At 50.5% G+C, this 25470-nt stretch carries 22 protein-coding genes and 1 pseudogene; 11 read left to right on the forward strand and 12 right to left on the reverse strand.

The features are described 5' to 3' along the window. The first annotated feature begins 147 nt into the window (after positions 1-147). Positions 148-1803, forward strand: a complete 1656-nt coding sequence (gene thsA, locus MCON_RS00640) for a thermosome subunit alpha (RefSeq protein WP_013718119.1) — start codon at positions 148-150, stop codon at positions 1801-1803. A 169-nt stretch (positions 1804-1972) separates the two neighbouring features. Here the strand turns inward: thsA and MCON_RS00645 are convergent, their stop codons facing one another. From MCON_RS00645 to eno, 3 genes are all read right to left on the reverse strand, one after another. After that, positions 1973-3208, reverse strand: coding sequence for a proteasome-activating nucleotidase (locus MCON_RS00645; protein WP_013718120.1), 1236 nt, complete (start codon positions 3206-3208; stop codon positions 1973-1975). An 81-nt stretch (positions 3209-3289) separates the two neighbouring features. Beyond that, the gene (locus MCON_RS00650) at positions 3290-3610 is read right to left on the reverse strand and encodes a DUF5611 family protein (protein ID WP_013718121.1); all 321 of its coding nucleotides are present in this window, start codon (positions 3608-3610) and stop codon (positions 3290-3292) included. A 128-nt stretch (positions 3611-3738) separates the two neighbouring features. Beyond that, positions 3739-4989 carry a phosphopyruvate hydratase gene (gene eno, locus MCON_RS00655; protein WP_013718122.1) on the reverse strand — a complete coding sequence of 417 codons (1251 nt, stop codon included), beginning with the start codon at positions 4987-4989 and terminating at the stop codon, positions 3739-3741. 160 nt (positions 4990-5149) lie between these two features. Here eno and MCON_RS00660 point away from each other — a divergent pair, with 160 nt between their 5' ends. The 6 genes and pseudogenes from MCON_RS00660 (at position 5150) to MCON_RS00685 (ending at position 10340) form a co-directional block, all read left to right on the forward strand. After that, positions 5150-6178 (forward strand): cation diffusion facilitator family transporter, encoded by a 1029-nt coding sequence (locus tag MCON_RS00660; protein ID WP_157863600.1) that lies wholly within the window; start codon positions 5150-5152, stop codon positions 6176-6178. 39 nt (positions 6179-6217) lie between these two features. After that, complete coding sequence (locus MCON_RS00665) at positions 6218-6667, forward strand: universal stress protein (protein ID WP_013718124.1); 450 nt, start codon at positions 6218-6220, stop codon at positions 6665-6667. A gap of 48 nt (positions 6668-6715) precedes the next feature. Continuing rightward, positions 6716-7532: pseudogene (locus tag MCON_RS00670) on the forward strand (RNA-guided endonuclease InsQ/TnpB family protein); the annotation flags it as partial. A gap of 243 nt (positions 7533-7775) precedes the next feature. Next, positions 7776-9245 (forward strand): catalase, encoded by a 1470-nt coding sequence (locus tag MCON_RS00675; protein ID WP_013718126.1) that lies wholly within the window; start codon positions 7776-7778, stop codon positions 9243-9245. 47 nt (positions 9246-9292) lie between these two features. Next, complete coding sequence (rbr, locus tag MCON_RS00680) at positions 9293-9868, forward strand: rubrerythrin (protein WP_013718127.1); 576 nt, start codon at positions 9293-9295, stop codon at positions 9866-9868. A gap of 169 nt (positions 9869-10037) precedes the next feature. Further along, complete coding sequence (locus tag MCON_RS00685; RefSeq protein ID WP_013718128.1) at positions 10038-10340, forward strand: amphi-Trp domain-containing protein; 303 nt, start codon at positions 10038-10040, stop codon at positions 10338-10340. Positions 10341-10432: 92 nt separating this feature from the next. Here MCON_RS00685 and MCON_RS00690 read toward each other — a convergent pair whose 3' ends face one another. From MCON_RS00690 to MCON_RS00725, 8 genes are all read right to left on the reverse strand, one after another. Then, positions 10433-11185 carry a tetratricopeptide repeat protein gene (locus MCON_RS00690; protein ID WP_013718129.1) on the reverse strand — a complete coding sequence of 251 codons (753 nt, stop codon included), beginning with the start codon at positions 11183-11185 and terminating at the stop codon, positions 10433-10435. A 117-nt stretch (positions 11186-11302) separates the two neighbouring features. Next, complete coding sequence (locus MCON_RS00695; protein ID WP_013718130.1) at positions 11303-11992, reverse strand: glutamine--fructose-6-phosphate aminotransferase; 690 nt, start codon at positions 11990-11992, stop codon at positions 11303-11305. A 314-nt stretch (positions 11993-12306) separates the two neighbouring features. Next, complete coding sequence (locus tag MCON_RS00700; RefSeq protein WP_013718131.1) at positions 12307-12714, reverse strand: DUF1699 family protein; 408 nt, start codon at positions 12712-12714, stop codon at positions 12307-12309. A gap of 221 nt (positions 12715-12935) precedes the next feature. After that, the gene (locus tag MCON_RS00705) at positions 12936-13907 is read right to left on the reverse strand and encodes a uroporphyrinogen decarboxylase/cobalamine-independent methonine synthase family protein (RefSeq protein ID WP_013718132.1); all 972 of its coding nucleotides are present in this window, start codon (positions 13905-13907) and stop codon (positions 12936-12938) included. A 21-nt stretch (positions 13908-13928) separates the two neighbouring features. Further along, the gene (thrC, locus tag MCON_RS00710) at positions 13929-15278 is read right to left on the reverse strand and encodes a threonine synthase (protein WP_013718133.1); all 1350 of its coding nucleotides are present in this window, start codon (positions 15276-15278) and stop codon (positions 13929-13931) included. A gap of 58 nt (positions 15279-15336) precedes the next feature. Further along, complete coding sequence (locus MCON_RS00715) at positions 15337-16197, reverse strand: CBS domain-containing protein (protein ID WP_013718134.1); 861 nt, start codon at positions 16195-16197, stop codon at positions 15337-15339. Continuing rightward, positions 16194-16631, reverse strand: a complete 438-nt coding sequence (locus MCON_RS00720) for a universal stress protein (RefSeq protein ID WP_013718135.1) — start codon at positions 16629-16631, stop codon at positions 16194-16196. Before MCON_RS00720 ends, MCON_RS00715 begins: the two co-directional genes overlap by 4 nt. 21 nt (positions 16632-16652) lie before the next feature. Then, on the reverse strand, positions 16653-17753 hold the full coding sequence (locus MCON_RS00725; protein WP_048131600.1) for an amidohydrolase family protein: 1101 nt from the start codon (positions 17751-17753) through the stop codon (positions 16653-16655). Positions 17754-17850: 97 nt separating this feature from the next. On the opposite strand from MCON_RS00725, the gene MCON_RS00730 reads away from it, so the two are divergent. After that, complete coding sequence (locus MCON_RS00730) at positions 17851-18513, forward strand: 2,5-diamino-6-(ribosylamino)-4(3H)-pyrimidinone 5'-phosphate reductase (protein WP_013718137.1); 663 nt, start codon at positions 17851-17853, stop codon at positions 18511-18513. Between the two features lie 141 nt (positions 18514-18654). On the opposite strand, the gene MCON_RS00735 is transcribed toward MCON_RS00730, so the two are convergent. Then, complete coding sequence (locus MCON_RS00735; protein ID WP_157863601.1) at positions 18655-18861, reverse strand: hypothetical protein; 207 nt, start codon at positions 18859-18861, stop codon at positions 18655-18657. 124 nt (positions 18862-18985) lie between these two features. Between MCON_RS00735 and MCON_RS00740 the strand changes: the two genes are divergently transcribed. From MCON_RS00740 to MCON_RS00750, 3 genes are all read left to right on the forward strand, one after another. Then, entirely contained in the window at positions 18986-20233 is a 1248-nt protein-coding gene (locus tag MCON_RS00740) for a DUF6361 family protein (RefSeq protein ID WP_052297500.1), read from the forward strand. Positions 20234-20775: 542 nt separating this feature from the next. Next, positions 20776-22122: a phospholipase D family protein gene (locus MCON_RS00745; RefSeq protein WP_157863602.1), complete on the forward strand. Its 1347-nt coding sequence runs from the start codon at positions 20776-20778 to the stop codon at positions 22120-22122. After that, entirely contained in the window at positions 22109-25444 is a 3336-nt protein-coding gene (locus tag MCON_RS00750; protein WP_013718141.1) for a helicase-related protein, read from the forward strand. The genes MCON_RS00745 and MCON_RS00750 overlap by 14 nt, the downstream gene beginning before the upstream one ends. The last annotated feature ends 26 nt before the right edge of the window (positions 25445-25470 follow it).

Consider the following 25470-nt stretch of genomic DNA (forward strand, 5'->3'; position numbering starts at 1 on the left):
GCGTTGTCCAGCATCTTGCTTTCATTATTTTCTGTCTGCCTAATGGTTTTATCACTTCAGCCTTTGATCGGAGGAGAATACTAATAACATGGTTTATATAGAACCTCAAACAACGCCTAGATAATAAATCCTTATTGAGGTATTAAATTGGCAGGACAATTCAGCGGGACCCCTATATTCGTCCTTAGGGAAGGCAGCCAGAGGACTGCGGGAAGAGAAGCGCAGAGATCGAACATCATGGCGGCGAAGGCTGTAGCCGGCGCAGTGAGGACCACTCTTGGCCCCAAGGGCATGGACAAGATGATGGTGGACACCATGGGAGATGTGGTCATCACCAATGATGGCGTCACTATCCTCAAGGAAATGGATATCGAGCATCCGGCAGCTAAGATGATGGTGGAGATCGCCAAGACCCAGGACACTGAGGTTGGAGACGGCACAACCACTGCCGTGATCCTGGCAGGAGAGCTTCTCAAGCAGTCTGAGGAGCTACTGGAGCAGGATATCCATCCCACAGTCATCGCAGCAGGCTACAGAGCGGCGGCAGATAAATGCATGGAGATCCTCCAGAGCCTGGCCAAAAATGTCACCGCCAATGACCAGGATCTTCTCAATAGCATCGCCATCACTGCCATGACCGGCAAAGGCTCTCAGGCCGCCAGGGAGAAGCTCGCCGATATTGCCGTAAGAGCAGTCCAGGCGGTTGTGGATGAGGACGGATCGGTGGACACCGATAACATTACAGTAGAAAAGAAAGTAGGCGGCAGCATATCCGACTCGAAGATCGTGCAGGGTGTGGTCATAGACAAGGATCGTCTCCATCCCAGCATGCCCAAGAAGGTCACAGATGCGAAAATTGCATTGCTGAACGCTGCGGTGGAGATCGAGAAGACTGAGGTCGATGCCAAGATCCAGATAACCTCTCCCGCCCAGTTGCAGTCGTTCTTAGATCAGGAAGAGAGCATGCTAAAGGGCATGGTCGACAGGATCGCCGCCACCGGGGCTAATGTGCTCTTCGTCCAGAAAGGGATTGACGACCTGGCCCAGCATTATCTCGCCAAGGCCGGAATCTACACTGTACGCCGGGTCAAGAAGAGCGACATGGAGAAGCTGGCTCGGGCCACGGGTGGAAGGGTCGTCACCAGCCTCCATGAGATCTCAGTGGATGACCTGGGCAAGGCTGGCCTGGTGGAGGAGAGAAAGGTCAGCGATGAGAAGATGACCTTTGTTGAGGACTGCAACAATCCCAAGTCCGTCTCCATCATCCTTCATGGCGGGACAGAGCACGTGGTCGACGAGCTGGACAGAGCGATGGAGGATGCCCTCCGAGTGGTTGGTGTGGCAATTGAGGATAAAATGCTGGTTGCCGGCGGCGGAGCGCCAGAGGTGGAACTTGCCTCAAGGCTCAGGTCTTATGCCTCTACTGTGGGCGGCCGTGAGCAACTGGCCATAGAGTCCTTTGCCAATGCCATGGAGATCATACCCAAGACCCTGGCCGAGAATGCGGGCCTGGATCAGATCGATACTCTAGTGGCACTGCGCAGCCAGCATGAGAAGGGCGTTATGACCGCAGGCCTGGACATGGATTCCGGCAAGCCGGTGGATATGATGCAGATCGGTGTGGTCGAGCCCCTGAGGGTTAAGAGCCAGGCCATTAGCTCTGCCGCTGAGGCAGCGGTGATGATCCTGAGGATCGATGATGTCATCGCCTCCAAGTCCGGTGGGCAAGGCGGAATGCCTGGCGGAATGCCCGGTGGAATGCCCGGAGGCATGCCGGGCGGTATGGGCGGGGACTTCGATTAAGCCCTCAACCTCTCTCTTTTTTTTATTCTGCAGTCACCTTGAAAAAATCTTAAGGCATACTGGTTTTTCATGCTTTATGAATGAGGTGCTTTGGAAGCTTGCAGCTCCCCCTTCGCGACAGCACCAGAAAAATTTAAAAAAAAGCGGCGAAATGCCGCTCAGTGGTTACCTACGAGAACATGCGCAGAGATTCCTCAGATCCATCGATCTCGTCTCCCAGAACCTTTTTGATCCCTTTATCAAAGTCATCTTTGCTGACGATGGTCGCATTTCTGCGCAGAGCGTTCATGCCTGCCTCTACCGCGATGGATTTAAGGTCTGCGCCGCTCGCCTCATCCGTAACTGTGGCGATCTCGGCCAGGTTGACATCCTCTGCCTTCCTCATCTTCCGGGTATGGATCTCCAGTATCTTGAGGCGGCCCACAAGGGATGGCATGGGTATCTCGATGATCCTGTCGAAGCGTCCCGGTCTGAGCAGGGCAGGGTCAAGGATATCTATCCTGTTCGTGGCGGCAATGATCCTGATATCTCCCCTGGTTCTGAAGCCGTCCATCTCCGCCAGAAGCTGCATCATGGTCCTGTTGACCTCTGCGCTTCCAGTGGTCCCATCATGGGTCCTGATGCTTCCCACCGCATCGATCTCATCGATGAATATGATGCTTGGCGCCTTTTCCCGGGCCATCTGGAATATATCGCGAACCAGCTGTGCACCTTCGCCGATGAACTTATGCACCAGTTCCGATCCGGACATGTGAATGAATGTGGCCTTGGATTCGTGGGCCACGGCCTTGGCAAGCATCGTCTTGCCCGTCCCGGGAAGACCGTAGAGTAGCACTCCTCTTGGAGGTTCAATTCCTATGTCCTGGAAGATCTCGGGATTGGTTAGGGGAAGCTCGACCGTCTCCCTTACCTCCTGGATCTGAGCCTCCAGGCCTCCAACCTGATCATAGGATACATCCGGAAGCTCAACCAGCTCCATTACCTTGGCGCGGACATCAACCGAGCGCTCAAGAATGCGAACTACAGTCAGGGAGTTGTTGATTGCCACCCGGGAGTTTGGCTGGAGTTGTTCCATCATCTCTGGAGCAACCGTTGTGATGAATTCCTGATTGTTTCCGTGCTGTCTCAGCAGGACATAGTCCGGTCCCATCTCAACAACAGTTGCCAGGAACAGAGGCATCCTCTTGAGAAGAAGATTCTCTTTCTTAAGCCGCTCAACCTCACGCAGATACTTTTTGTTGGCGATTAGGGATTCGAAGAGCTTTGCCCTTACCTCTTCCCGCTCCATCCGGGTGGTTTCCAGCTCTTCTGCGAGGCTCTTTGTATCTGATTCCAGAGCGGCTATCCTCTTTAGGAATGATTCCTGTATTGTGTCTTGACCAGAGAATGCTGTTGATTCACTCATATAATCAGGGACTGAGTTTTCAAGGCTTATAAATTCATCTCTGAAGGAGGCTAGGGGATTATTGAAAATCGCTGCGCCTTTTTAAGATCCTTTGCTTTCCTTTGAGACCTCTTTTTTGGCCATCTGCAGCCGCTGTTTTGCAGTATATCCGGTCGCTTTTTCCAAAAAATTTCGGAAGCGCTTGTTGGTGTCCAGGATCTGATCGTCTTTTGCGTCCGAATACGATTCAGTGGTGACATTGAGCTTCTTATTATTGATCGATACCTGGATGCTTTTCAGGGCGCCAAAGGAGAGCGAGAGCATTCCGTCCAACTCTTTTATCTCTGCGGGGAACTCCTCTTCCAGAACCTTTCTGATTCTCTCCATGTCGGGCTTGAATCCGCGCTTGAATGAGTAATCCATGTGAGAAGGTGAATTCTGATCGAGTAATAATGTTTCGAGCCGTTTTGCCCAATGCCCCTTAAAAAAGAGCGCTCATCCTCCCATCTCAGGAGGAAAAGCGGGTGATGTTCTCACTGATGCATCCATATTTAGATGCAAGCGTATCTTGCTGCCTCGCCCAGATCTTCCTGGATTCTTAGGAGCTGGTTGTACTTGGCCGTCCTCTCGGAACGGGCGGGAGCGCCAGTCTTCAGCAGCTCGCAGCCTAAGGCCACTGCCACATCTGCCAGAGCGGAGTCCTCTGTCTCTGCAGAGCGATGGGATGCCATGACCTTCCATCCAGAGCGGAAGGACATCCGAGCAGCGTCAAAGGCCTCGGATACCGTTCCGATCTGGTTAAGCTTGAGAAGCAGTGCATTGCCGGCACACATCTTGATTCCCTTCTCCAGGCGCTTGATGTTGGTGACGTACAGGTCGTCTCCCACTATGATCGTTCCCGGAAGCTTGGCAGTGAGGCGGGCGAAGTCATCATAAGCCTCTTCCTCGAAGGGATCCTCCAGCAAAATGATGGGATAGGTATTGACCAGATCCACGTAATAATCTATGAGCTCGCCAGGTGAGAGCCTGTTTCCGTCCACAGAGTAGCCGCCCTCCATATAGAAGCTTGAGGCAGCAGCATCGAGGCCGATCTTGATCTCATCTCCGTAACCTGATACGTCAAAGGCGCTCATGATGGCGTCCAGGGCATCTCGGGTCTTGATGAGAGGTGGTGCATAGCCTCCCTCGTATCCTACGTTCGTCGCCCCCACGCCGTATTTCCCTTGCAGGATCTTTCCCAGAGCATGGTAGGTCTCGGCGGCCATGCGCAGGCCCTCGCTGAAGGTCTTGGCCCCGGTGGGTTGGATCATGAACTCCTGGATGGATAGCTCGTTTCCGGCATGCTTGCCCCCGTTAAGAACGTTGAAAGAGGGGATGGGAAGAGTTACGGTATTCACTCCGCCCAGGTATTTGTAGAGCGGCACCCCAGAGGACATTGCCGCCGCCTTTGCCATAGCTATTGAGACTCCCAAGATGGAATTGGCGCCCAGATTGGCCTTGTTCGCGGTTCCGTCCATATTTATCATGAGATCATCGATCTCCCTTTGGCAGGAGGCATCCATGCCCAAAAGCTCAGGAGCGATCACCTCATTCACATTCTTGACCGCCTTCAGGACGCCTTTTCCGTCGTACCTGTCGCCGCCATCCCTGAGCTCCAGGGCCTCGTGAGTGCCTGTAGATGCGCCCGAAGGCACAGCCGCCCGTCCAAAGCCACAGCAGGTGTAGACATCGACCTCGACGGTCGGATTGCCTCGTGAATCAAGTATCTCACGAGCATGAATCTTCTCGATCTCGAATGACATCGTATACCACAACCGGTAGTTTGCAGATCTATTTATTAAAGTTAGCGTGCCCTGAATCAGCAGCCGAAGTTCTTTGCCGGATCGGCTATAAAGGCCCACAAGATACTCTTATATAACATCGGAAAGGATGAACGGTCAACTGCAATTCGTGGAAACAATCATGGGAAACGGTATTGAAGACAGAGACAGACGCAAGAAGAACGTGGCTCTTCTTTCTGTGTTTTCCAACACGAGCTTGGTTTTTCTCAAGATCATCGTCGGGATGATGATCGGCTCCGTCTCCGTCATCTCTGAGGCGATCCACTCCGGTATGGACTTGATCGCTGCAGTTATCGCTTTCTTTGCCGTCAAGACATCTGCCAAGCCAGCTGATGAGGATCATCCCTTTGGGCACGGAAAGGTCGAGAATATCTCCGGGACAGCGGAGGCATTGCTGATTCTCATTGCCGCCGGTTGGATAATCTATGAGGCCATCGGCAGGCTGAGAAATCCTGTGCCACTGGATGAGCCGGCATTGGGGTTGGCAGTGATGCTGGTCTCGGTAGCGGCCAACATATTCGTATCTCGCAAGCTCTTCATTGTCGGCGAGGAGACCGACTCCATCGCCCTGAAGGCCGATGCCTGGCACTTGAGAACAGATGTCTATACCTCATTAGGAGTACTGGCAGGGCTCTTGATCATCGTTCTTGGAGGTTACATCTCACCGAGCACAAATCTGCAATGGGTAGATCCCATAGCAGCGATAGTAGTAGCATTGCACATCGCCCGTACCTCATATCATCTGATCCTCGAATCGGCCCGGGACCTCATAGACTTCGGCCTCCCAAATGATGAGATAGAGGAAGTGAGAAGGCATATAGCTGCCTTTGCCCCAACGGTGAGAGGAGTCCACAGGCTTCGTACGAGAAAGGCAGGCGGAAACCGGTTCGTTGAATTTCATCTGCGGGTGGATTCATCCATGTCCGTAGATGAGTCGCATCGTATTACCGACATGATCGCATGTGCAATCAAGCAGCATTACCCGGGAACCACAGTCACCATCCACATCGAGCCCTGCAATTGCGCCAAAGCGACCGCGGGATCATGTGGCTGTCTGCTCTCAGAAGAGGCAAGGCGAGAGCTCAATTCCAAAGGACTGGTAAAGATAACAGCACCCAAATTGGAGACCAGTGATGCAGATAGAGATTGAATCATCTATGCGGGAGAAAAGCAGCAGAGGGTTCATGGCATGTTCAAGAAGATAATGGTAGCAACTGATGGATCCCAGACCAGCATACGGACCGCTGAGCTTGCGGTTGACCTGGCCAGGCTCTCTGGGGGATCGATCATCGCCATTTATGTGGTGGATATTTATCGTCTGGCCCATCTTCCCGGTTATGCCGCCTTTCCCAGCCTGAGCAGCAGGCTGATGGAGCTTATGCAGAGAGAGGGAGAGCTGGCCATTTCTGAGGTAGAGAATATGGCATGCGATGCAGGCGTGCCTTTCAGCAGTATCATTGCGGAGGGAGATCCCAGCCAGGAAATTGTCAAGAGATCGCATAAGTCCGGCGCAGATCTGCTGGTTTTAGGCAGAATTGGACGGAGCGATCTGGAGAAGATTCTGCTTGGCTGCGTTGCAGAAAAGGTGGTGCGTCATTCTAAAATTCCCGTTCTCATAGTACCGGCAGTCCGCAAGTGATCGAATCGTCAATGTGGGAAGATCGCTTAAGCCATTCAAGGAAACTATTTCAAGGGCAGAGGTCGATATGACTCGTTCACCTATCCTCAGAAAGGGTTCAAGGTCGATTCTGGAAAGGATGTATCTTTCCAAGATCGGGGATATCAAGATCAAGCTCCACCGGCCCATTGAAGGCAAGATCAAACGGCTAACTGTTCGCTGGGCAGCAACTGGGAAATGGTATGCGTGTTTCTCAGTAGGCCAGGAAGATCTACCCAAACCGCCCTGGAAAGACGGCTCTCTGGTGGGCGTAGATGTCGGTTTAGAGTCCTTTGCCACCCTCTCCAATGGCGAGAAGATAGCTAATCCTCGATTCTTCCGAGAAGAAGAGCACGAGTTAGCCAGAGTTCAAAGAATACTATCTAGAGCTCCTAAAGGCACGCCAGAGCGCAAGAAAGCCCTTGAGATTGTTGAGCGAGTCCATGAGCGAATAGCAAATAAGCGATATGAATTTGCTCATCAGATCAGCAACCAGTTAGTCAATCGATATGGCCTAATCGCATTTGAAGATCTCAATATAAAAGGCATGATGCAAAACCACAACCTAGCCAAAAGCATTGGAGATGTGGCTTGGAATATGCTTGTGACTCTGACCTCGTACAAGGCTGCAAGTGCTGGTTCGATGGTAGTCCTGGTAGATCCAAGAAATACGTCAAAGATGTGTTCTAGGTGTGGCATTCTGGTTCAAAAAGATCTATCTGAGCGAGTCCATAATTGTACTCAATGCGGGCTTTCGATAGATGGAGACTGGAACGCGGCGATCAACATACACAGATTGGGACTACAATCTGTCGGTATTCAATCCGTCCAAGCCCGTCCCCTTTAGGGGCGGGAGGAGTCACGATTATTAGGTGATAGCAATTCTTAAATAACCTTCGCACCTTATTTATGGCAATGGTTAGGGAAATCTCATAACCGGGGAAAAAACCGAATAAAAAAGATTGCTAGCTGATTTTCATCAAAATCGCTGATCCCCGGGGCAGATCAATCATGAACTTCTTGGCTGTGGGCCAATGCTTCCTGCTATCTGCTCAGGCGCAAAGGGATTGAACCTCAGGAGAGAATAGTTATGCCAGATAAAAAAAAGGATAAGAAGCTGACCACAAATGTCGGTGCACCAGTGGCCGACAACCAGAATGTATTGACTGCAGGACAACGCGGACCGATGCTTCTTCAGGATGTATGGTACCTGGAAAAGCTCGCCCATTTCGACCGGGAGGTAATTCCTGAGAGAAGGATGCATGCCAAGGGCTCAGGTGCCTATGGAACATTCACTGTTACCCATGACATAACCAGGTTTACCAGAGCTATGATCTTCTCGAAGATCGGCAAGAAGACCGATCTGTTTGCACGCTTTTCCACAGTAGCCGGTGAGAGGGGGGCAGCAGATGCCGAGAGAGACATCCGCGGCTTTGCCGTCAAGTTCTACACCGAGGAGGGCAACTGGGACCTGGTGGGAAATAACACCCCTGTCTTCTTCCTGAGAGATCCTCTCAAGTTCCCTGACCTGAACCACGCCATTAAGCGCGACCCGAAGACGGGCATGCGCAGCGCCAAGAACAACTGGGACTTCTGGACCTCTCTTCCTGAGGCTCTGCACCAGGTGACAATCACCATGAGCGATCGGGGTATCCCTTACTCCTTCCGCCACATGCATGGATTTGGCAGCCATACCTTCAGCATGATCAATACCAAGAACGAGAGGGTCTGGGTGAAGTTCCACTGGGTAACCCAGCAGGGAATCAAGAACCTGACCGATGCCGAGGCGGAGGCGATCATAGCCAAGGATCGGGAGAGCCATCAACGCGATCTATTCGATAGCATTGAGAAGGGAGACTATCCTCGCTGGAAGCTGTTCATCCAGGTAATGCCCGAGAAGGAGGCACAGACCGTTCCCTATCACCCCTTCGACCTGACCAAGGTCTGGTACCATGGAGACTATCCGCTTATCGAGGTGGGGGTAATGGAGCTCAACCGCAATCCAGAGAACTTCTTTGCCGAGGTAGAGCAGGCGGCATTCAATCCGGCCAATATAGTTCCCGGCATAGGCTTCTCTCCGGACAGGATGTTGCAGGGCAGGCTGTTCTCCTATGGCGATGCCCAGCGCTACCGCCTGGGTGTGAACCACCATCTGATTCCAGTCAACCGGGCCCGCTGTCCCACCAATATATACCACCGCGATGGGATGATGAGGGTGGATGACAATCAGGGATGCACCCTGGCTTATGAGCCCAACAGCTATGGAGAGTGGCAGGAGCAGCCGGAGTATCGTGAGCCGCCTTTAGAGCTGAAAGGAGAGGCATATCACTGGGATTTCCGGAAAGACGATGACGATTACTACACCCAGCCCGGCAAGCTCTTCCGCCTGATGAAGCCGGAGCAGCAGCAGGCCTTGTTTGAGAACACCGCTCGCGCCATGGGAGATGCTCCTAAAATGATCAAGATCCGCCATATAGGCAATTGCTATAAGGCCGATCCAGCCTACGGCGAAGGCGTGGCCAGGGCTCTTGGCATATCCATGAGCGAGGTTCCCAAGTAGATCGAATTGAATTAAAATTGATATCAAGATTAATCGGAGATGAGAGATTGAAGAGTCTTAAAGGCACACAGACAGAGAAGAATTTGTTGCTCTCCTTTGCAGGAGAATCGCAGGCCAGGAACAGATACTCCTATTTTGGCTCCCAGGCCAAGAAGGAAGGCTACGAGCAGATTGCGGCAATATTCCTTGATACGGCAGACAATGAGAAGGAGCACGCCAAGGTCTTCTTCAAGCTGCTGGAAGGAGGTGAGCTGGAGATTAACGGCTCATTCCCGGCTGGCGTGATCGGGGATACCAAGGCCAACCTTATGGAGGCGGCCGAGGGAGAGAAGTTCGAGAACACCAAGATGTATCCCCAGTTTGCCGCCACGGCAGACAAAGAGGGCTTCCCGGAGATAGCTGAGAAGTTCAGAAATGTCTGCAAGGTGGAAAAAGGCCATGAGGACAGATACCGGGCTCTGCTGAAGAATGTAGAAGAGGGCAAGGTCTTCAAGAAGGATACCAAAGTGGCCTGGAGATGCCGAAACTGCGGATACATCCATGAAGGCACCGAGGCTCCAGATGAGTGCCCGGCATGCGCTCATGAGCAGGCTTACTTCGAGCTGATGGCCAAGAACTATTGAGAAATCGAGCTGGACAAGCGGAAATTCTGATGAATGGGCTTGAAACACCGCCCTTTCATCATCACATCTCTTTTGCTGCGAGAATTGCTCAAATCATATCCAGCAAGCCGAAGATCCTTCCAGAACCAAAGCGATTTATAGATCGAGCCCTAAAAGAACAGCGATTGTTATGGCTGAATTAACAGGTGTTCCGGGAAAGATTGAGCTTAAATTCCGCTCAGGCAAAGGGGTTGAGGAGTTCGAGCAGAAGTATGCCCTCACCAACTCCGAGACGGCCTCATTTCTAAGAGGTCTTGCTGGAGAGATCGAGGCTGGCGGAGAGGTCTCAGTGAAATATGGCAGCATCAATATTTCCATCAATCCCGAGCCTCCAATCAAGGTCGAGGTGGAGTGCGAGAAGGATGAGCTTGAGATTGAGATAAAGCTCAAGGCAAAAAAGGATAAATCAGCCCCTGAAGAGGCTGAGGAATAATCCTTTTTTCTTATAATTTGCGATTCAAGTTCACCCATAATAAATAGGAAGGTGCTAATAAATAACAGAGCCCGCGTTCGCGGGCTTCTGATCTAGATCAGCATCCCAAAAGCTTCTCTTGGCTTATTCATTGCCATTAGGGCATGCATCTTGCTGATCTTGGCAGAAGAATAACCGGGATCGATCTCCAGGGCCTTATCATACTCCTGCTGGGCCTCCACAAGCTTTCCATCTGCATGCAGGGCCAATCCCTTACCCAAATAAGCCTGCTTATAATTGGGGTCGACCACCAGTGCCTGATCGAAGAGAGCTTTGGCATCCTCATAATTGCCCAAGGCCATTTGGGTGATTCCCTTCAGGTATAGGGCCTCTTTGTAATTCGGATCCAGAGCAATGGCACCATCGAATTTTGCCACTGATTCCTCATACATCCCCTGCAGCTGAAGCAGACGGCCCTCCCGATACCAGTAGTTTTTGCTTTGGTTATTCAGCTCTGTAGCCTTTGAGGCAGCGATGGTGGCATTGGAATAGCTCTTTACTGCCATATATGACTCCGCGATGCCCGACCAGGCAGCTGCATTGCTGCCGTCCAACTGCAGAGCGTTGTAATAAGACTGGATCGATACATTGTAGTCTTTCAGAATCCTCTCCGTATCCCCTTTATGGACCCAGGCATTTACGTAGTTTGGGTCCTGAGCCACTGCCTGATTGAAATAGGCGAGAGCATCAGTATAATTTTTCGCTGCGTAGAGCTGTGACCCCTTCCAGTCGAAGTATTCAGTCTCCTCCGCTGCGCATATGCCGATAAAAATAATTATACACATCAAAATGCCTAACAACTTCATGATTTTGTCCTCCGTGATTCGCCAATTCTGATCATCAGATCGGCATTGTCCTCTATAGAAGGCTGGCACCATAATAAAAAAGTATTGCGGTTGTAAAGAGAATATTTTTTAACAAGCCTATTCCTCCTCGCCGTCGATAAGATTGCGCAACACCAGCTCCTTTTTGCAGGCTACGGCCACATCGTTGTTCTGCAGATAGATCATCTTGGGAGTCCATTGCAGGAGGACTGATGCATCCGATGCGAATATGATTCCTCCTTCCGCCACGCCGACAACGAGAGGCAGATCCTTTCTGAAAGCCACCAGCCTGCGGGCGTCCGGAGAGATCACCAGCAATGCATAGCAGCCCTGCAGCCTTTTGAATGCATCCATACAGGCAGCGATAAAGCTACGACCTGCCTTTAGGCCCTCTTCTATGAGATGGGCGATCACCTCTGAATCAGTGCTACTGGTGAAGATATGGCCCCGGGAGAGGAGCTCCTCTTTGAGCTCCTTATGGTTCTCAATTACGCCATTGTGAACAATGGCCACCCTGTTCTTGCAGTCTGTATGAGGGTGAGCGTTGGCCACGCATATATGCCCATGTGTGGCTCTTCTGGTATGGGCTATGCCGATGTTTCCCTCAAACTCCTTTAAAAGGTCATCAATAGCTCCATCCAGCTTCCCTACAGATTTTGCGATAAACAGCCGGTCAGATAAGGTAGCTAAGCCCAGAGAATCATAATCCATTGATTCCAGGTTCTTAAGTCCTTGGAGCAAGATGGGCTTTGCCTCTTCCTCTCCGATGTAACCAATGATCCCGACCATTCCCCGCCATCCAAGATTAATACATTATATTAATTTTGTTGCTTGTTTCTGACATATATTTGCCGTTGCGACTTCGCTCGTGCTCGTCCGATCCCTGCCATGGAGACTGGACGCAAAATTTATCTGTGAACTGCGATGGAGAATATGCCTGAAAACATGCGTACGCATCATCCTTTAGGCTCTGCATGAGAAAGCTTGTGCTCTCATATCCCTGTTCTTCCTCGGAGCCTCTGCTTTTTCTGGCAGGCTGAACTATTTGAAAAAGAGTTATGCTCCGAGCTGCGGTTTTTTGGATCCCGTCAGCCTGGATGAGATTAGGCCATCACCTGCTCTTTTAAGATATAGCGAATGAGATCCTCTGAGAGCTTGGTCTCTCTCTGCAGCTTCCTCACAGTCTCTTCAATGCTGTTTCCTTCGGACATGAGGGTGGAGATCCGGTTCACTATCTGCTCTCCAATGGCATAATACTCGTCGATGTCCTTGCGGTGGCCCCATACATCTCCCTTCAGGAGCTGAACTCCCTGAATCTCCAGGAACTGCTGAGCGGCCCGGGACATGGTCTCATGGTAAGATGGTGGTATCTGAACGGCGCGCAGACGGGGACATGACTGCACCAGATTCATCACATCCATGTTAGAGGCCCTGAAAGCTAGATGAACCAACTGCTCATTCCTGTTCAGATCTGTGATCTCCTTTTTTGAACTTACTACCCTCAGCTTCATGATACATACCAATGCTCTTAAAATATTTATAGATAATGGTAATCATAGTAATCCATAATTAGATATACTGAGATCAGAAATTGAATTAGGAAAATATTTATGCTCCGGAGCAAAAGCGCTCAGATAAATGTTAAATTGTTCTATGTGTTTTTATGATAAGAAACAATTTATATTTTCACAACAGCAATTGCCTGGCAAATACTGAAGGTCCAATACCACAATCAAGGATGCTCAGAGCGAAAAAAAGCAATAGCTGCAGCGCAGTTGCCCAGAATGCTTCCAGCCAGCTCCTGGCTTGGCCAGGGCCCCAATCCGCAGTCCGGGCCAGTGGCAATTAGCCTATCGCCGAACTGGGCATAGGCCTGATCCAACCTGCTCTTCATGATAAGAGGCGATTCCAGGCTGGTGATCTCCCTTTCCAGACGGGGCAGATCTTCCCATAGATTTACTTTATATCTATCATTAAGCTGGGCAGATAGAGAGAAGATATCGGTGCGAGCGATTCCCGCCCTCAGATATGTCCCAGTATCCTCCAGGACCTCCCTCTCGATCAGCTTCAGGTAATCAGGATGAGCCGCTGACTCGACTCCTAAGATGTCTATCCCCGAGACGTGCGCGCACAGCTCGGCATAGAGAGGTGAGTGCAGATGCACCTCGCAGTGCATTCCCTGACAGGGGCGGCTGGCGATCTCCAGAGCCTCCTGAATCTCTTCCTCAGAGAAGATGATATTGGAGTTCAGGCCCAAGCTCGGCTCGTCCAGTGAGGCAATGGCCATCTTTCCCTCTTCCTTTGCCCATTCCAGGAACCTGGAAACGCTCTCCGCCAGGGTATAAAGAATATCAGTGTAATGCGTCGCCGCAAAAGCGGATATGTATAACTCAACCGGTCCCGTGACGCAGACCCGCACCTTCTGACCGGGAGGGACGGCCTGTAGCTCCAGTATCTCCGCCTTTTCTCTCCGGATCAGAAAGGGGCTTTCAGTCATATCCGGATCCTTGATGGGGTCCATGAACATGCGAATCATATCCCGGAGCTGAGGATAGGTAGGAATCTCCACCCCGGCACGGATCTTCTCGGCCAGAACCTGGCCTACGAGTTGCAGATACCGATCCCTGGAAAGGCCATCCAGCCTAACTCCCCTGGGCAGGGGATAGCTGCCGATATCATCGAAGAATATTCTCTCCTGCTCCATCCTATTGCCTCCAGTAATCGATCAGAAAAAGCCCTTCAGATAATTCTTCAGTGAAGCGTAGCTGCCATCCATCTCCAGGTAGTGCTCCTCCTTCTCATCAAGACTGGCCATGGCTGGAGGAAGAGAGGGATTCACCCCTGTAAGGCGCACAATCTCATCCGGGAACTTGGCAGGATCTGCCGTCTCCAGGGAGACGGCGGGGCTCCAGTCTCCGAATTCATCCAGATACCTCACCAGCCCCGCCCATCCAACTGCACCGTGGGGCTCGAGGAGGACCTTGTACTGAGAGTAAGCCTCTCTGATGGTCTGGCGGGTCTCCTCATCGCTGATAGATACGGCATAGATCTCCTCGCGCATGGCGGAGAGGTCCGGCTGCCTGGCTACCTGTCCGGTCTCATCCATCTGGCCGCCGTAAAGGGAGAAGAGCCGGGCAAGGTTACTGGGATGGCCGACGTTCATGGCATTGGAGATGCAGTTCTTGCTCGGCCGGATTGGCTCATAGACGCCGGTCTGCATGAAGCGAGGAAACTCGTCGTTCTCATTGGTGGCCGCCACGAACTTTTTCACAGGAAGCCCCATCTTCAGAGCGATAAGACCGCCCATCAGGTCGCCGAAGTTTCCGCTGGGAACAGAGAAGACCACCTCCTCTCCTCCGGGTGCAACCCGAGAATGAGCATAGAAGTAATAGACCGCCTGGGGCAGCAGCCGGCCGACATTTATGGAGTTGGCTGAGGAGAGCTCGAGTCCCTTGAGCTCCGGATCGACAAATGCCTGCTTGACCAGGGCCTGACAGTCATCGAACTTGCCGGTTACGGCCAGAGGATAGATGTTCTCGCCAAGTGTGGTCATCTGCCGGCGCTGCCTTTCCGTAACCTCCCTCTCCGGGAATAGCACTATCACCTTGATATTCTCCAGGCCATAAAATGCATGCGCTACCGCAGAGCCGGTGTCCCCAGAAGTGGCAGTTAAAATAATCATGCTCCTTCCCTCCTCTTTGAGGAAGTACTGCATCAGCCTGCCCATCAGCCTGGCGGCAAAGTCCTTGAATGAGCAGGTAGGACCCCGATCCAGCCGCAGCAGGTACTTGCCGTCATAGACCCGCTCCAGGGGAACCTCATAGCTGTAGGCGTCTTTTAGCATATCCTCTAGAGCCGATTCTTCCACCAGGTCGCCAAGATATGGCTTGATGACCTGGTATGCGATCTGATGATAGCTCATCTGAGGAAAATTCCGGATGGTTTCCGGGGAGAGAGAAGGGAACATCTCGGGCATATAGAGCCCCTTATCCGGGGCCTGGCCAGCCAGGAGAGCCCCTTTAAAGTCCACCCTATCCAGGTGGCCGTTGGTGCTGAAGAACTTGATTAGAGACATAGTCCTTTGTGGTTGAGATGGCCTGATCTTTAAATCTTCGCCATTTGACCGATTGAATTCAAGCGCTTGATCTTTCGCAATAGTCCACCAGAGCTCTCAGGATATCGGTATCCTTGAGCATTCCCATCAGCTTGCGGCTCGTTTTAACCACCGGCATCTGATCGATCCGGTTCTTGCGCATTACAGCAGCGCAGTCGCTCACCTTGTCCGTCTTGAATGCCGTCTTTGGCGGGACCATTGCCTCGCGTACGGGTATATCGCGCAGCCTTATCCTGGAGACGGTGTAATACTTATTGATGGTTCGCATCACCCGGTCCCACATCCAGGCATCCTCCCCACCGTCTGCGGACATGTCCGTCTTCTCCACCGAATCCTCGATGACGCTGGCCTTGATTAGATCCCTGTCAGAGATCATGCCCACCAGCTTCAGGTCGGTATCTATAACCGGACAGGCCTCGACAGCCGCAAACTCCATGATCGATCCTGCTACCGGCAGGGGCATCTCGCTCCAGAGTACAACCGTTTCCTTCTCCAGGTACGGCTCTATGCTCTCCTCTATGTTCATGCCCTCTGCCACCCGGACGATGTCCGCCACTGTGACCAGCCCCACCAGCTCTTTGCCCTCAACCACAGGAAGGCGCCTTATCTTATGCTGGATAAGAAGCTTTGAAGCCTCAACTATGCTCCTGTCCGGGCTTATCACAACCGGATCGCGGGTCATGAGCAGAGCAGTCTGGTCCTCCTCCCGATTGCGGAGCAGATCGGATCGGGTTATGATCCCCACCACCTCTCCTTTCTTCACCACCGGCAGGCCGGATACCTTCCGGTCCTGAAGGGTCTTCAAGACATCGTCCCTGTTTCCGGGGATCTCGGCATAGGCGACCTCCCGAACCATCACATCTCTGACAAGAATCTTCAAGACTCTTCCCTCGGAACAGTCAAAACGGGAATCCTGGAGTTGCGTACCACCTTCTCAGCCACGCTTCCCAGGAGGAATTTGTCAAGCCCAGTGCGTCCCACAGCGCCGACGATGATTACATTTGCCCCCTTTTTCTTAGCATAGCTAATGATCTCATCGCTGGGATTGCCTTCCACAACTGCTCCATCGAAGTCGACGCCATTCTTCTCCGCCAGCTCCTGGACCTGCTTTATCGCTTCCTTTCCCTCTTTGAGCAGAAGCTCTTTGATGCTGAACAGCAGCATATCATCAGGCAGATGAGCCGTCCTTTGAGTGTCCGCCACATAGACGGCATAGACCTTTCCTCCTGAGATCTTTCCCAGCTCCACTGCTACTTTTGCCGCTCTCAATCCGTGCTCCGATCCATCGGTTGCCGCTAGAATCTTCTCGAACATGATCCACCCCAATAATTAAAGCTAGAAGATCGCTAATATATCAGTTGGCTCGGCCCTCCGCACAATGCTTCGGAGAGGATGAGTCGATCCCCAAAGGTTGTTTGAGCTTCCGTTGATGACCATCACCTTTGCCTCTTTTCCTTCCCTTATGGACCCGAGCTTCTGATCAAGCCCCATTATTTCAGCGCCATTTAGAGTGCACATCTTAAATACCTGTCTATCGTCATGCAGCAAAGCCCTGCTGATCAGATGCATCTCCATGAACATATTCGGGGAGTTGAGCATCACATTATCCGTTCCAACTCCAACAGTTATCCCCAGTTCAATCATCCTCTTCACATTGGGAAGGCCTGAGCCGGTGATCAGATTCGATCGGGGGCAGATCACCAGAGCAATGCCCTTCTGGGCCGCAGATCTGAGGTCAGACTCCTCTGCTCGGCTCATATGCACCAGATGATCGGGCAAAAGTGAGAAGGCATCAGGTATATCGTCTCTGGCTGACTCGCCCGCATGGATGGCCAGCGCCTTGCCCGCCCGGCGCGCCTCCAAGATCATTCTCTGGATAAGGCTGGGATCGAAATCCCTGGTGCTGCTTATTCCCAGGCCATAGCAGCCTTCCGGCGTCTCCGTCTCTCCCTGCGCTGGCCGGCCAAAGATGCGCACGAGGAGGGGCATATCCTTCGCCGCCTCCTGCAGCATCCTGACTCCTGCCTCGCCTCCCTCGCGAAAGTCAGCAAAGGCATAGGTGCCCGAGTCCACCATCTGGGCCAGGCTTCTTCTCATGCCCTCAATGAGACGCTCACGCGGCGTCTCACTCAGCAGGCTTATTTTCAGGCCTTTTGGGCCGACGAGCTCGGAGAGGGGGAGGAATGGAGGATCCTTGAATGCCGAGTCGCCCAGATGAATGTGAGAATTGACAAAACGAGGGCAGACTATCCCCTCAAGATCGGCGTCCACTTGACCGGTGCCCGCTTCTTTTATGCTTCCGTCCCGGATGCTGATGTAGCCCTCAATGGGCTGGAAATCATCGCCATAGATTATGGTTCCCTGCAGAATGAGCTCATCCTGTTTGAGCCTGGCTGCACCAGGCGGAGCTACTTTGGGCTTGGCGATATTTGACATGGCTATGGTTATAAGACGAGGCAATGTATTTAGCTTCTCATAGTAGAACAAAAGGATCAGAATAAGAATACGGCGAGAATATGACGGCGGAGATCATTTGAACAGGCCATTTGTTTTCATAAACAGCGCCATGAGCGCGGACGGCAAGATCAGCTCAAGAGACCGCAGACAGATAAGGATCTCGGGCAAAGAGGATCTAATGAGGGTAGATGAGCTGCGGGCTGCAAGCGATGCCATCATGGTGGGGGTGGGGACGGTTCTGGCAGACGATCCCGGGCTGAGGGTCAAATCCAGGATCCTGCGGGAGAAGAGAAAGGATATGGGGCAGCTGAAAGAGCCCTTCAGAATTGTGGCGGATAGCAACGCTCGAACTCCGGCCAATGCAAAGATCCTCGGGCCTGGGTGCATGATCGCAGTATCCTATTCTGCCCCTGAGGAGAGACTGGATAGGCTTCGATCTGGCTGTGAGATAATCAAATGCGGCACCGAGATGGTGGACCTGCCAGGGCTCATGGAAGAGCTGTATAACCGGGGGGTAAGGCGCCTTATGGTGGAAGGCGGCGCCCGCCTCAACTGGTCATTGATAGAGCTTGGTCTGGTCGATGAGATTTACATCTACATAGGAGGGCTGATAATAGGGGGAGAGAGAGCTCCCAGCCTGGTAGATGGCCCTGGATTTCGGAATTCCTTTCCCAGGCTCAGCCTCCAGTCTGTTCAGAGGCTGGATGAGGGCCTCCTGCTTCAGTGGGAGCTTCATTAAAGGGTTCACCGAAATACCGTAGATTTCAAGGATGACTTGCGTATTGTGGATATCAGCAAGATAGACTTCGATAAATTAAAGGACATTTTTAGGAGAAACCGCAAGAATACGGTTACAGAGAGCCTTGTGAGCGCCATAGAATCAAGGCTGAGCCAAATGGTCAACCTCAACCGCACAAGGATAGATTACCTTGAGAAGTTCCAGAAAATGATAGATGAAAAATAGTCGCATGGCATCCAGCAGATAGAAAACCGCATCCATCCTCGGCCCGCGAGCCTTCAGCTCACTCACGGCGATCTCCCGCAGCCCGTTCCTGGTCAGGGCGCGCAGCTCCTCAGGGGGCGGCATATCCAGCACCTCATGGAGGTGTTTTGGCCTGCTCGATTTCCTCCCGCGAGCCTATCCTACAACCGCTAGATTATTCACTAACCTCACTAATCAATTTTCAGATTGGGAAAAGTTATGTCTGGATATGGTTAAGATGGCCTCAACCTTCACTTGGCTGGATTACTCAGAAAAAGAACGACAAAGGATGCTAGATATCCTGAGCACCTTCAAGGAGCATGAGACAAGGGATGAACTTGGGATTGGTGTTATTAGAGATGCATTCTCGGATATGCTCTTTCCTGGGACAAGCGTTATCCAGACTCGTGCCAGATATTTTCTGTTTGTGCCATGGATATACAAGAGCCTTGAGGAGAAGAAGGTCCTCTCCTCAAAGATAGAAAGAAGAGCAAGAGATGAAGAAGTGCGACTGATCTATGCCCTCTTGGAGTCGAATGACACCAATGGCGTAATAGGAAAGGAGGCTAAAAAAAACCTCAAGCGGCTTCCAAGCAATATCTATTGGCAGGGGCTTGAAGCCTGGGGTATCCGGCTCTGTCCTTACTCCGTCTCCGACTATCATCGTTCTCTAGATACATTTTACAGACATCTCAAAGAGGCCTCCCATAGATATGAAGAAGAGATCGATGGTTTCGAAAGATTTCATAACTGGCATCCCGGACTTCCTCAAGCACCCTCTGACTTCCCGGCCAAAGCCTCTTTTGACTTGACATATGATGAAGCCTGCTATCTAAAAGAGAGAGTATTATCCAGACAGCCAAATACGATGCTTGCCCACCTCTTGGACTCAGATATGCCAATTGAATCAGTGGCCTTCCCATGGGACCATCCCATTTGCCCGGACCTTCCCCAGCCAATCCAAGAGAAAATTTTGCATGCCAGAAACTTCTCAGATGCCATTAATGGCGCTTCCCTCCTTTATAACCTCATGCTTGCCGAAAAGATGGATGAATTAACCGGGCAAGCGCAGGAAAGCCTGGCGAGCTACTACGAAGATGAATTGATGGAATGGGCCGATTATCTGCAGTCACGCAGTGATGATATGTCTCGTTGGGATTATAGAAAGCGATTCTGGGATATATTAAACAAAGAGGGTGCACGAGTGACCGGCCTAACCTGGCGGTTTGTAAATCAATGGCTACAGATGGTCTTGTCACCAGAACGTGCTCAACAAATTGCAGGGGATGACCTCGCCAGAAAGCTCATTCATGATCGGGAAAGCCTCTTGAAACGCAATCTATCAAAGCTTGATAATCCTGATGCCCTGGCCAGATGGAATGGGCAAGCTGGCACAGGAAAGCTTAGGTATAGATGGAGACCTGCAGAGACCATCATTTCAGATATACTATTGGGTCTTAAGAGGTCCCGATGCTAGATCCCTATGATCGGAGGCACCTTCTTGAGATCCTAAGACCTCCAGACGGCTATACTCTCGATTTCGCCATTGGCACAACGTTCTCTCTTGATCTGTTGGCTCTCATGACAGCGCCGCTTGGCTTTACACTCTTCGAGGCTGAAAGTGATTCTGGATCGCCAGATTCCCTGGCGCTAATAGAGTCAATTCGAAGATACGCAGGGAGGATCAGCATCTTCTGCCAGGAAGGCAGAATTCATATCCCCAAAGAATACGGTCAGCCTCTCTTTACATTCTTGGAAGGTTCGGTCTTCCAGGTGCATCCACCCTACGAAGGATCGGTCTTCCATCCTAAAGCTTGGGTTCTGCGCTACAATTCTGAAGAGGGACCTGTTGTCTACCGTTTCCTATGTTTGAGTAGAAACCTCACCTACGACAGGTCATGGGATGCAGCCTTGGTTCTTGATGGAGTTCTAGAAGACAGAATTAGGGCTTTTGCCTCGAATCATCCCTTGGGGGATTTTCTAGCTTCTCTTCCGGGAATGGTAGAAAAGGGCGTGCCGATGGAGCTGCAAAAGAGGATTGACTTGATGCAGCACGAGGTCCGCAGGGTATCCTTTAATCCGCCCCAGGGCTTTGACGAAATGATATTTTACCCTCTTGGCATTGGCAATCGCCGATCCAATCCCTTCTCAGATAGAATCGATAGAATCCTGGTAATATCTCCCTTTTTATCAGAGAGCAGACTCGATTCATTTGCATCTCTGGGAAAAGGAGCCACGTTGATATCCAGATTAGATAGCCTTGAGAAAATTAAAGCCGATAGCCTAAGGCAGTTCTCGGATATATATTACCTTAAAGAAGAATTCGTTGTACAAGAGGATTCTTCTGAATTTATCGATCCTGGACAAGGACAAATTGATATCGAGAAAGAAAATTTTGCTGTATTGGACGAAAACCCCCAAGGGCTGCATGCAAAACTCTATGTTGCCGATGCTGGAGGTCAGGGCCGGATATGGACAGGCTCAGCTAATGCCACAGATGCCGCCTTCCAGGGAAATATAGAATTCCTTGTTGAACTGCGAGGCAGAAAGAAATTCTGTGGCATAGATGCGATACTAAATGGCGGCAAAGAGGCGAAAGACGAAACGGAGGCGGGTTTAAGAACTCTTCTTGATCCGTTCACGATTAACGGTGGTCCTACCGTAGATGAGATGGAATCCTTGAAGCATCTGGCAGACAAGGTCAGAAATGCGCTGATACAATCAAATCTTGCAGCACATGTATCCATGGATGGCGATGATCATTTCAGTATTTCTATGGAGGGAAGATCTCCAGTCCTTCCTGAAGAAGCCACTGTAAAATGCAGACCAATCACTCTGCAAAAGTCGAGAGCTATATGTTTCTCATCGATTCCCGGCGCTTTAGCAGAATTCAGGCACCTTCAGGATAATGAGATCTCAGCCTTTTTTGCCTTTGAATCAACAATAATTTTAGAGGAGAAAAGGTTGGCAGATGGATTTGTCCTAAAGCTGCCCCTTACCGGAGCACCAGAAGATAGAACTGAGCGAGTGCTTCGGGCTCTGCTGAAGGATAAAAGCCAGGTGCTCAGGCTTATGCTGCTTCTTCTCTCTCTTGATGGAAGGTCAGATCCAGGGGGCCTGATAGTCGGACCAGGGCGAACCAATGGGGGAAACTGGGCATCTCAAGGTATGATTCCTCTTTTCGAGTGCATGATACGAGCATTAGCGCGGGATCAACGAAGGCTCGACGACTTAAACCACCTTATTCAGGATCTCAGGAGTCATCCTGATACGAAGGATTTGCTCCCTGATAGGATAGATGAGATCTGGGAGCCCATCTGGGAGGCAAGAAAGATGATCGGAGGGGACGAACATGATAAAACATGAATCCATTGATATGGCCGAGAGTGAAAAGACCCTCCAAAAGCCTGATTGCGATGCGATTCTAGGAAGCTTGAAGGACTTCCAAAGAGAGACCGTAGATTATGTCTTTCGTCGGCTCTATACTGATGAGGATTGCACAAGACGCTTCCTCGTCGCAGATGAGGTGGGCCTCGGAAAAACCCTTGTGGCCCGAGGAGTCATAGCCAAGACAATAGACCACCTCTGGAAGACTGTTCACAGGATTGATATTATCTACATCTGCTCAAATTCAAATATTGCCAAACAGAATATAGCGCGACTAAATGTCTTGGGGGATGATAATGCTCATTGCTCCAGTCGCATTTCTCTTTTGCCCACGATAATCAAGAATCTCGAAGAAAGAAAGATCAACTTTGTCTCTCTGACCCCAGGCACCTCTTTTGAGGTATCATCTGGCACAGGAATTGCTAATGAAAGGGCTCTCTTGTACTGGATGTTAAAGGAGGAATGGAAGCTTGAAGGAGAGGGTCATAAAAGAGTATTTTGCGGTAGCATGAAGCTCATGAACTTCAAGAGGCTTGTAAAAGAATATCCTAGACATAAAATAGATGCTCATCTAAAAGCGTGTTTCCTTAGCCTTTTGCAGGATGACAAAGATGTATCTGATAGCAACTCTTGCATCGCTTTGCGACGTAAGGTGCAGGAGCTCTCAAGCGCTTTCTCAGAGATGAGCTTGAGTGCTTCAAGAAAAAGAGAGATGATAAAAGAGAGCAATAGATGCGTATCCGAGCTGCGTAGACTTCTCGTCAGATCATGTCTAAAAGCCCTTGAGCCGGATCTAATCATTTTGGATGAATTCCAGAGGTTCAAGCATCTTATGTACAGTGATGATGATGAAGATGCTTCAACAATTTCAGCCAGAGAACTTGCGCAAGAGCTATTCGATTATGCTGATGAGAACTCTAAAGCCAGAGTGCTTCTGCTCTCTGCGACTCCTTATAAGATGTACACTACTGCTGACGAGTCTGGAATTGAGGATCATTACAAGGACTTTCTAAGAACTCTGAAGTTTCTTATGCAAGATACCGCGGCAGTTGAGAAATGCGAAAGCATCCTCAGAGAATACAGGACGGAGTTGTTCCGCATTGGAAGTGGGGATGTATCTCATCTAATTCATCTGAAGGAATCACTTGAATCTCATCTCAGAAGAGTTATGGTAAGGACTGAAAGGCTTGCGGCTTCGGATGACCGAAACGGGATGCTAGAGGAGGTCTCTGATGAGTCGGTCAAGCTACATCCTGGTGATCTGATAGCCTACTGCGGCCTGCAGAATGTGGCTGAATGTCTGAACAGCCGCGATTCTCTTGAGTACTGGAAATCATCACCATATACATTGAACTTCATGGAAAAATACGAACTGAAAGGCGCCTTTGATGTCGCTTGTTCGAATAACAATAAAAAAATTTACAGTCATCTCTCAAAAGCAGAAGGATTGCTGCTTCCTTGGGATGATATCGAAGCTTATAACAAAGTTGATCCAAGAAATGCAAGGCTTCGCAGTCTTCTTTTAGGGACTATTGGTGTTAATGCCTGGAAGCTACTCTGGCTGCCTCCATCTCTGTCTTATTACGAACTCCGAGGACCTTTTGCAGATCCTGCTCTCAAGAATTTTACCAAGAGGTTGGTATTCTCTTCCTGGAGGATGGTTCCGAGGATGGTTGCGAGTCTGACGAGCTATGAAGCGGAACGTAATATAATAAGGCAATTCGATTCTAGCATCCACAAAAAGCCCGATTCAATGAAAAAGATAGGGCGTCTGCTTAAACTCGGTAGAAGTCATAGGCAAGGGAGAATAACAGGATTGCCAATCCTGGGGATCGTATATCCGAGCATAACGCTTGCGAAGGCATGCGATCCCATTGGGTTCGCTTCTCAGCAATTGCCATCTACAGATGATGTGATCCAGAAAGCCCAGATGGTCATAGAGAAGCTCATGGTTCCTATTCTAGAGACTTATCCAGGGTATGGAATTGAAGATGAAGACTGGTACTGGGCCGCGCCAATACTGCTGGATCTGCATTATTACCGAGGAATCTCTGAAAAAATTTTTCGCAGCAGGGATTTAGCTGTCATTTTGAGCGGCGAAGAGGTATCTGATGATGAAGACATTGATGAAAGTTCAACCCTCTGGATTGAGGCAATTGCAGAAGTCAATGATCTGATCGGGGGCAAGATCCGCCTTGAGAAACCTCCGAAGGATCTCTCATTAGTTTTGGCAAAGTTGGCATTAGCTGGGCCCGGAATAACATGTTTAAGAGCATTGTCTAGGGTCACAGGGGGGTTGCCTGCAAACAATCCTTGGCATCCTTTTTATGAGATTAGCATGAGCTCTATTCGAATGTCTCGATCTTTTATTCGTCTTTTTAATCTGTCAACGTCTATTGCCCTGTTGCGCGGTCTTTATTCATTAGAAGATCAAGACGGTCAGGCCTATTGGAGGCAAGTTCTGGATTATTGCCTAGATGGTGGCCTTCAAGCGGTTTTAGATGAATATGTTCATTTTCTGAAGGAATCTGAGGGACTGTTTGGCAAGGAAAAGGTAGAAATTGCAGGCAAATTATCGGAAGTTGTTTCTGAAGCCATGAGCCTAAGAACCGCAAGCCTGGATGTTGATAAAATAAAAATTGACCAGAGATTAGAATCCATGTCGAGGTCTATCAAGAAGATGAGGACGAATTTTGCGGTAATGCTCTCTGATAAAAAAAGCGATGAGGGTAGGTCAGTGAATAGGATCTCCCAGGTGAGGCAGGCTTTTAATTCCCCATTTTGGCCTTTTGTTTTGGCCACAACATCGATTGGGCAGGAAGGGCTGGACTTTCATGCATATTGCCATGCAATCGTCCACTGGAATCTTCCATCGAATCCCGTTGATCTTGAGCAGCGTGAAGGAAGGATTCACAGGTTCAAAGGCCATGCAATAAGAAAGAATCTGGCAGCTAAATATGGACTTGCTGAAGTCGGACCTAACGATATCGATCCATGGGATGCGCTTTTCAGAGCAGGCAAAAGAGACAGAAAAAGTGAAGCGGGGGATCTGGTTCCGTTCTGGATATATCCTGAGGGGGATTCTAAAATAGAGCGGCACGTCCCTGCGTTGCCCTTGAGTCGTGACAGAGAGAAGATGAATGAACTGAAAAAATCGCTGGCAGTATACAGGATGGTCTTTGGACAATCCAGGCAAGAGGATCTTGCTGCTTTCTTGATTAATTGCCTGAATAATGAGAGCATGGATAATCTGATGATAGACCTAAGTCCACCAAGTGACGAGAAGGGACCTATTTCATAAAGTGGGCCTTCTCACTTTCGCCCCGC

This window comes from Methanothrix soehngenii GP6 (assembly GCF_000204415.1).
GTDB classification, from domain to species: Archaea; Halobacteriota; Methanosarcinia; order Methanotrichales; family Methanotrichaceae; genus Methanothrix; species Methanothrix soehngenii.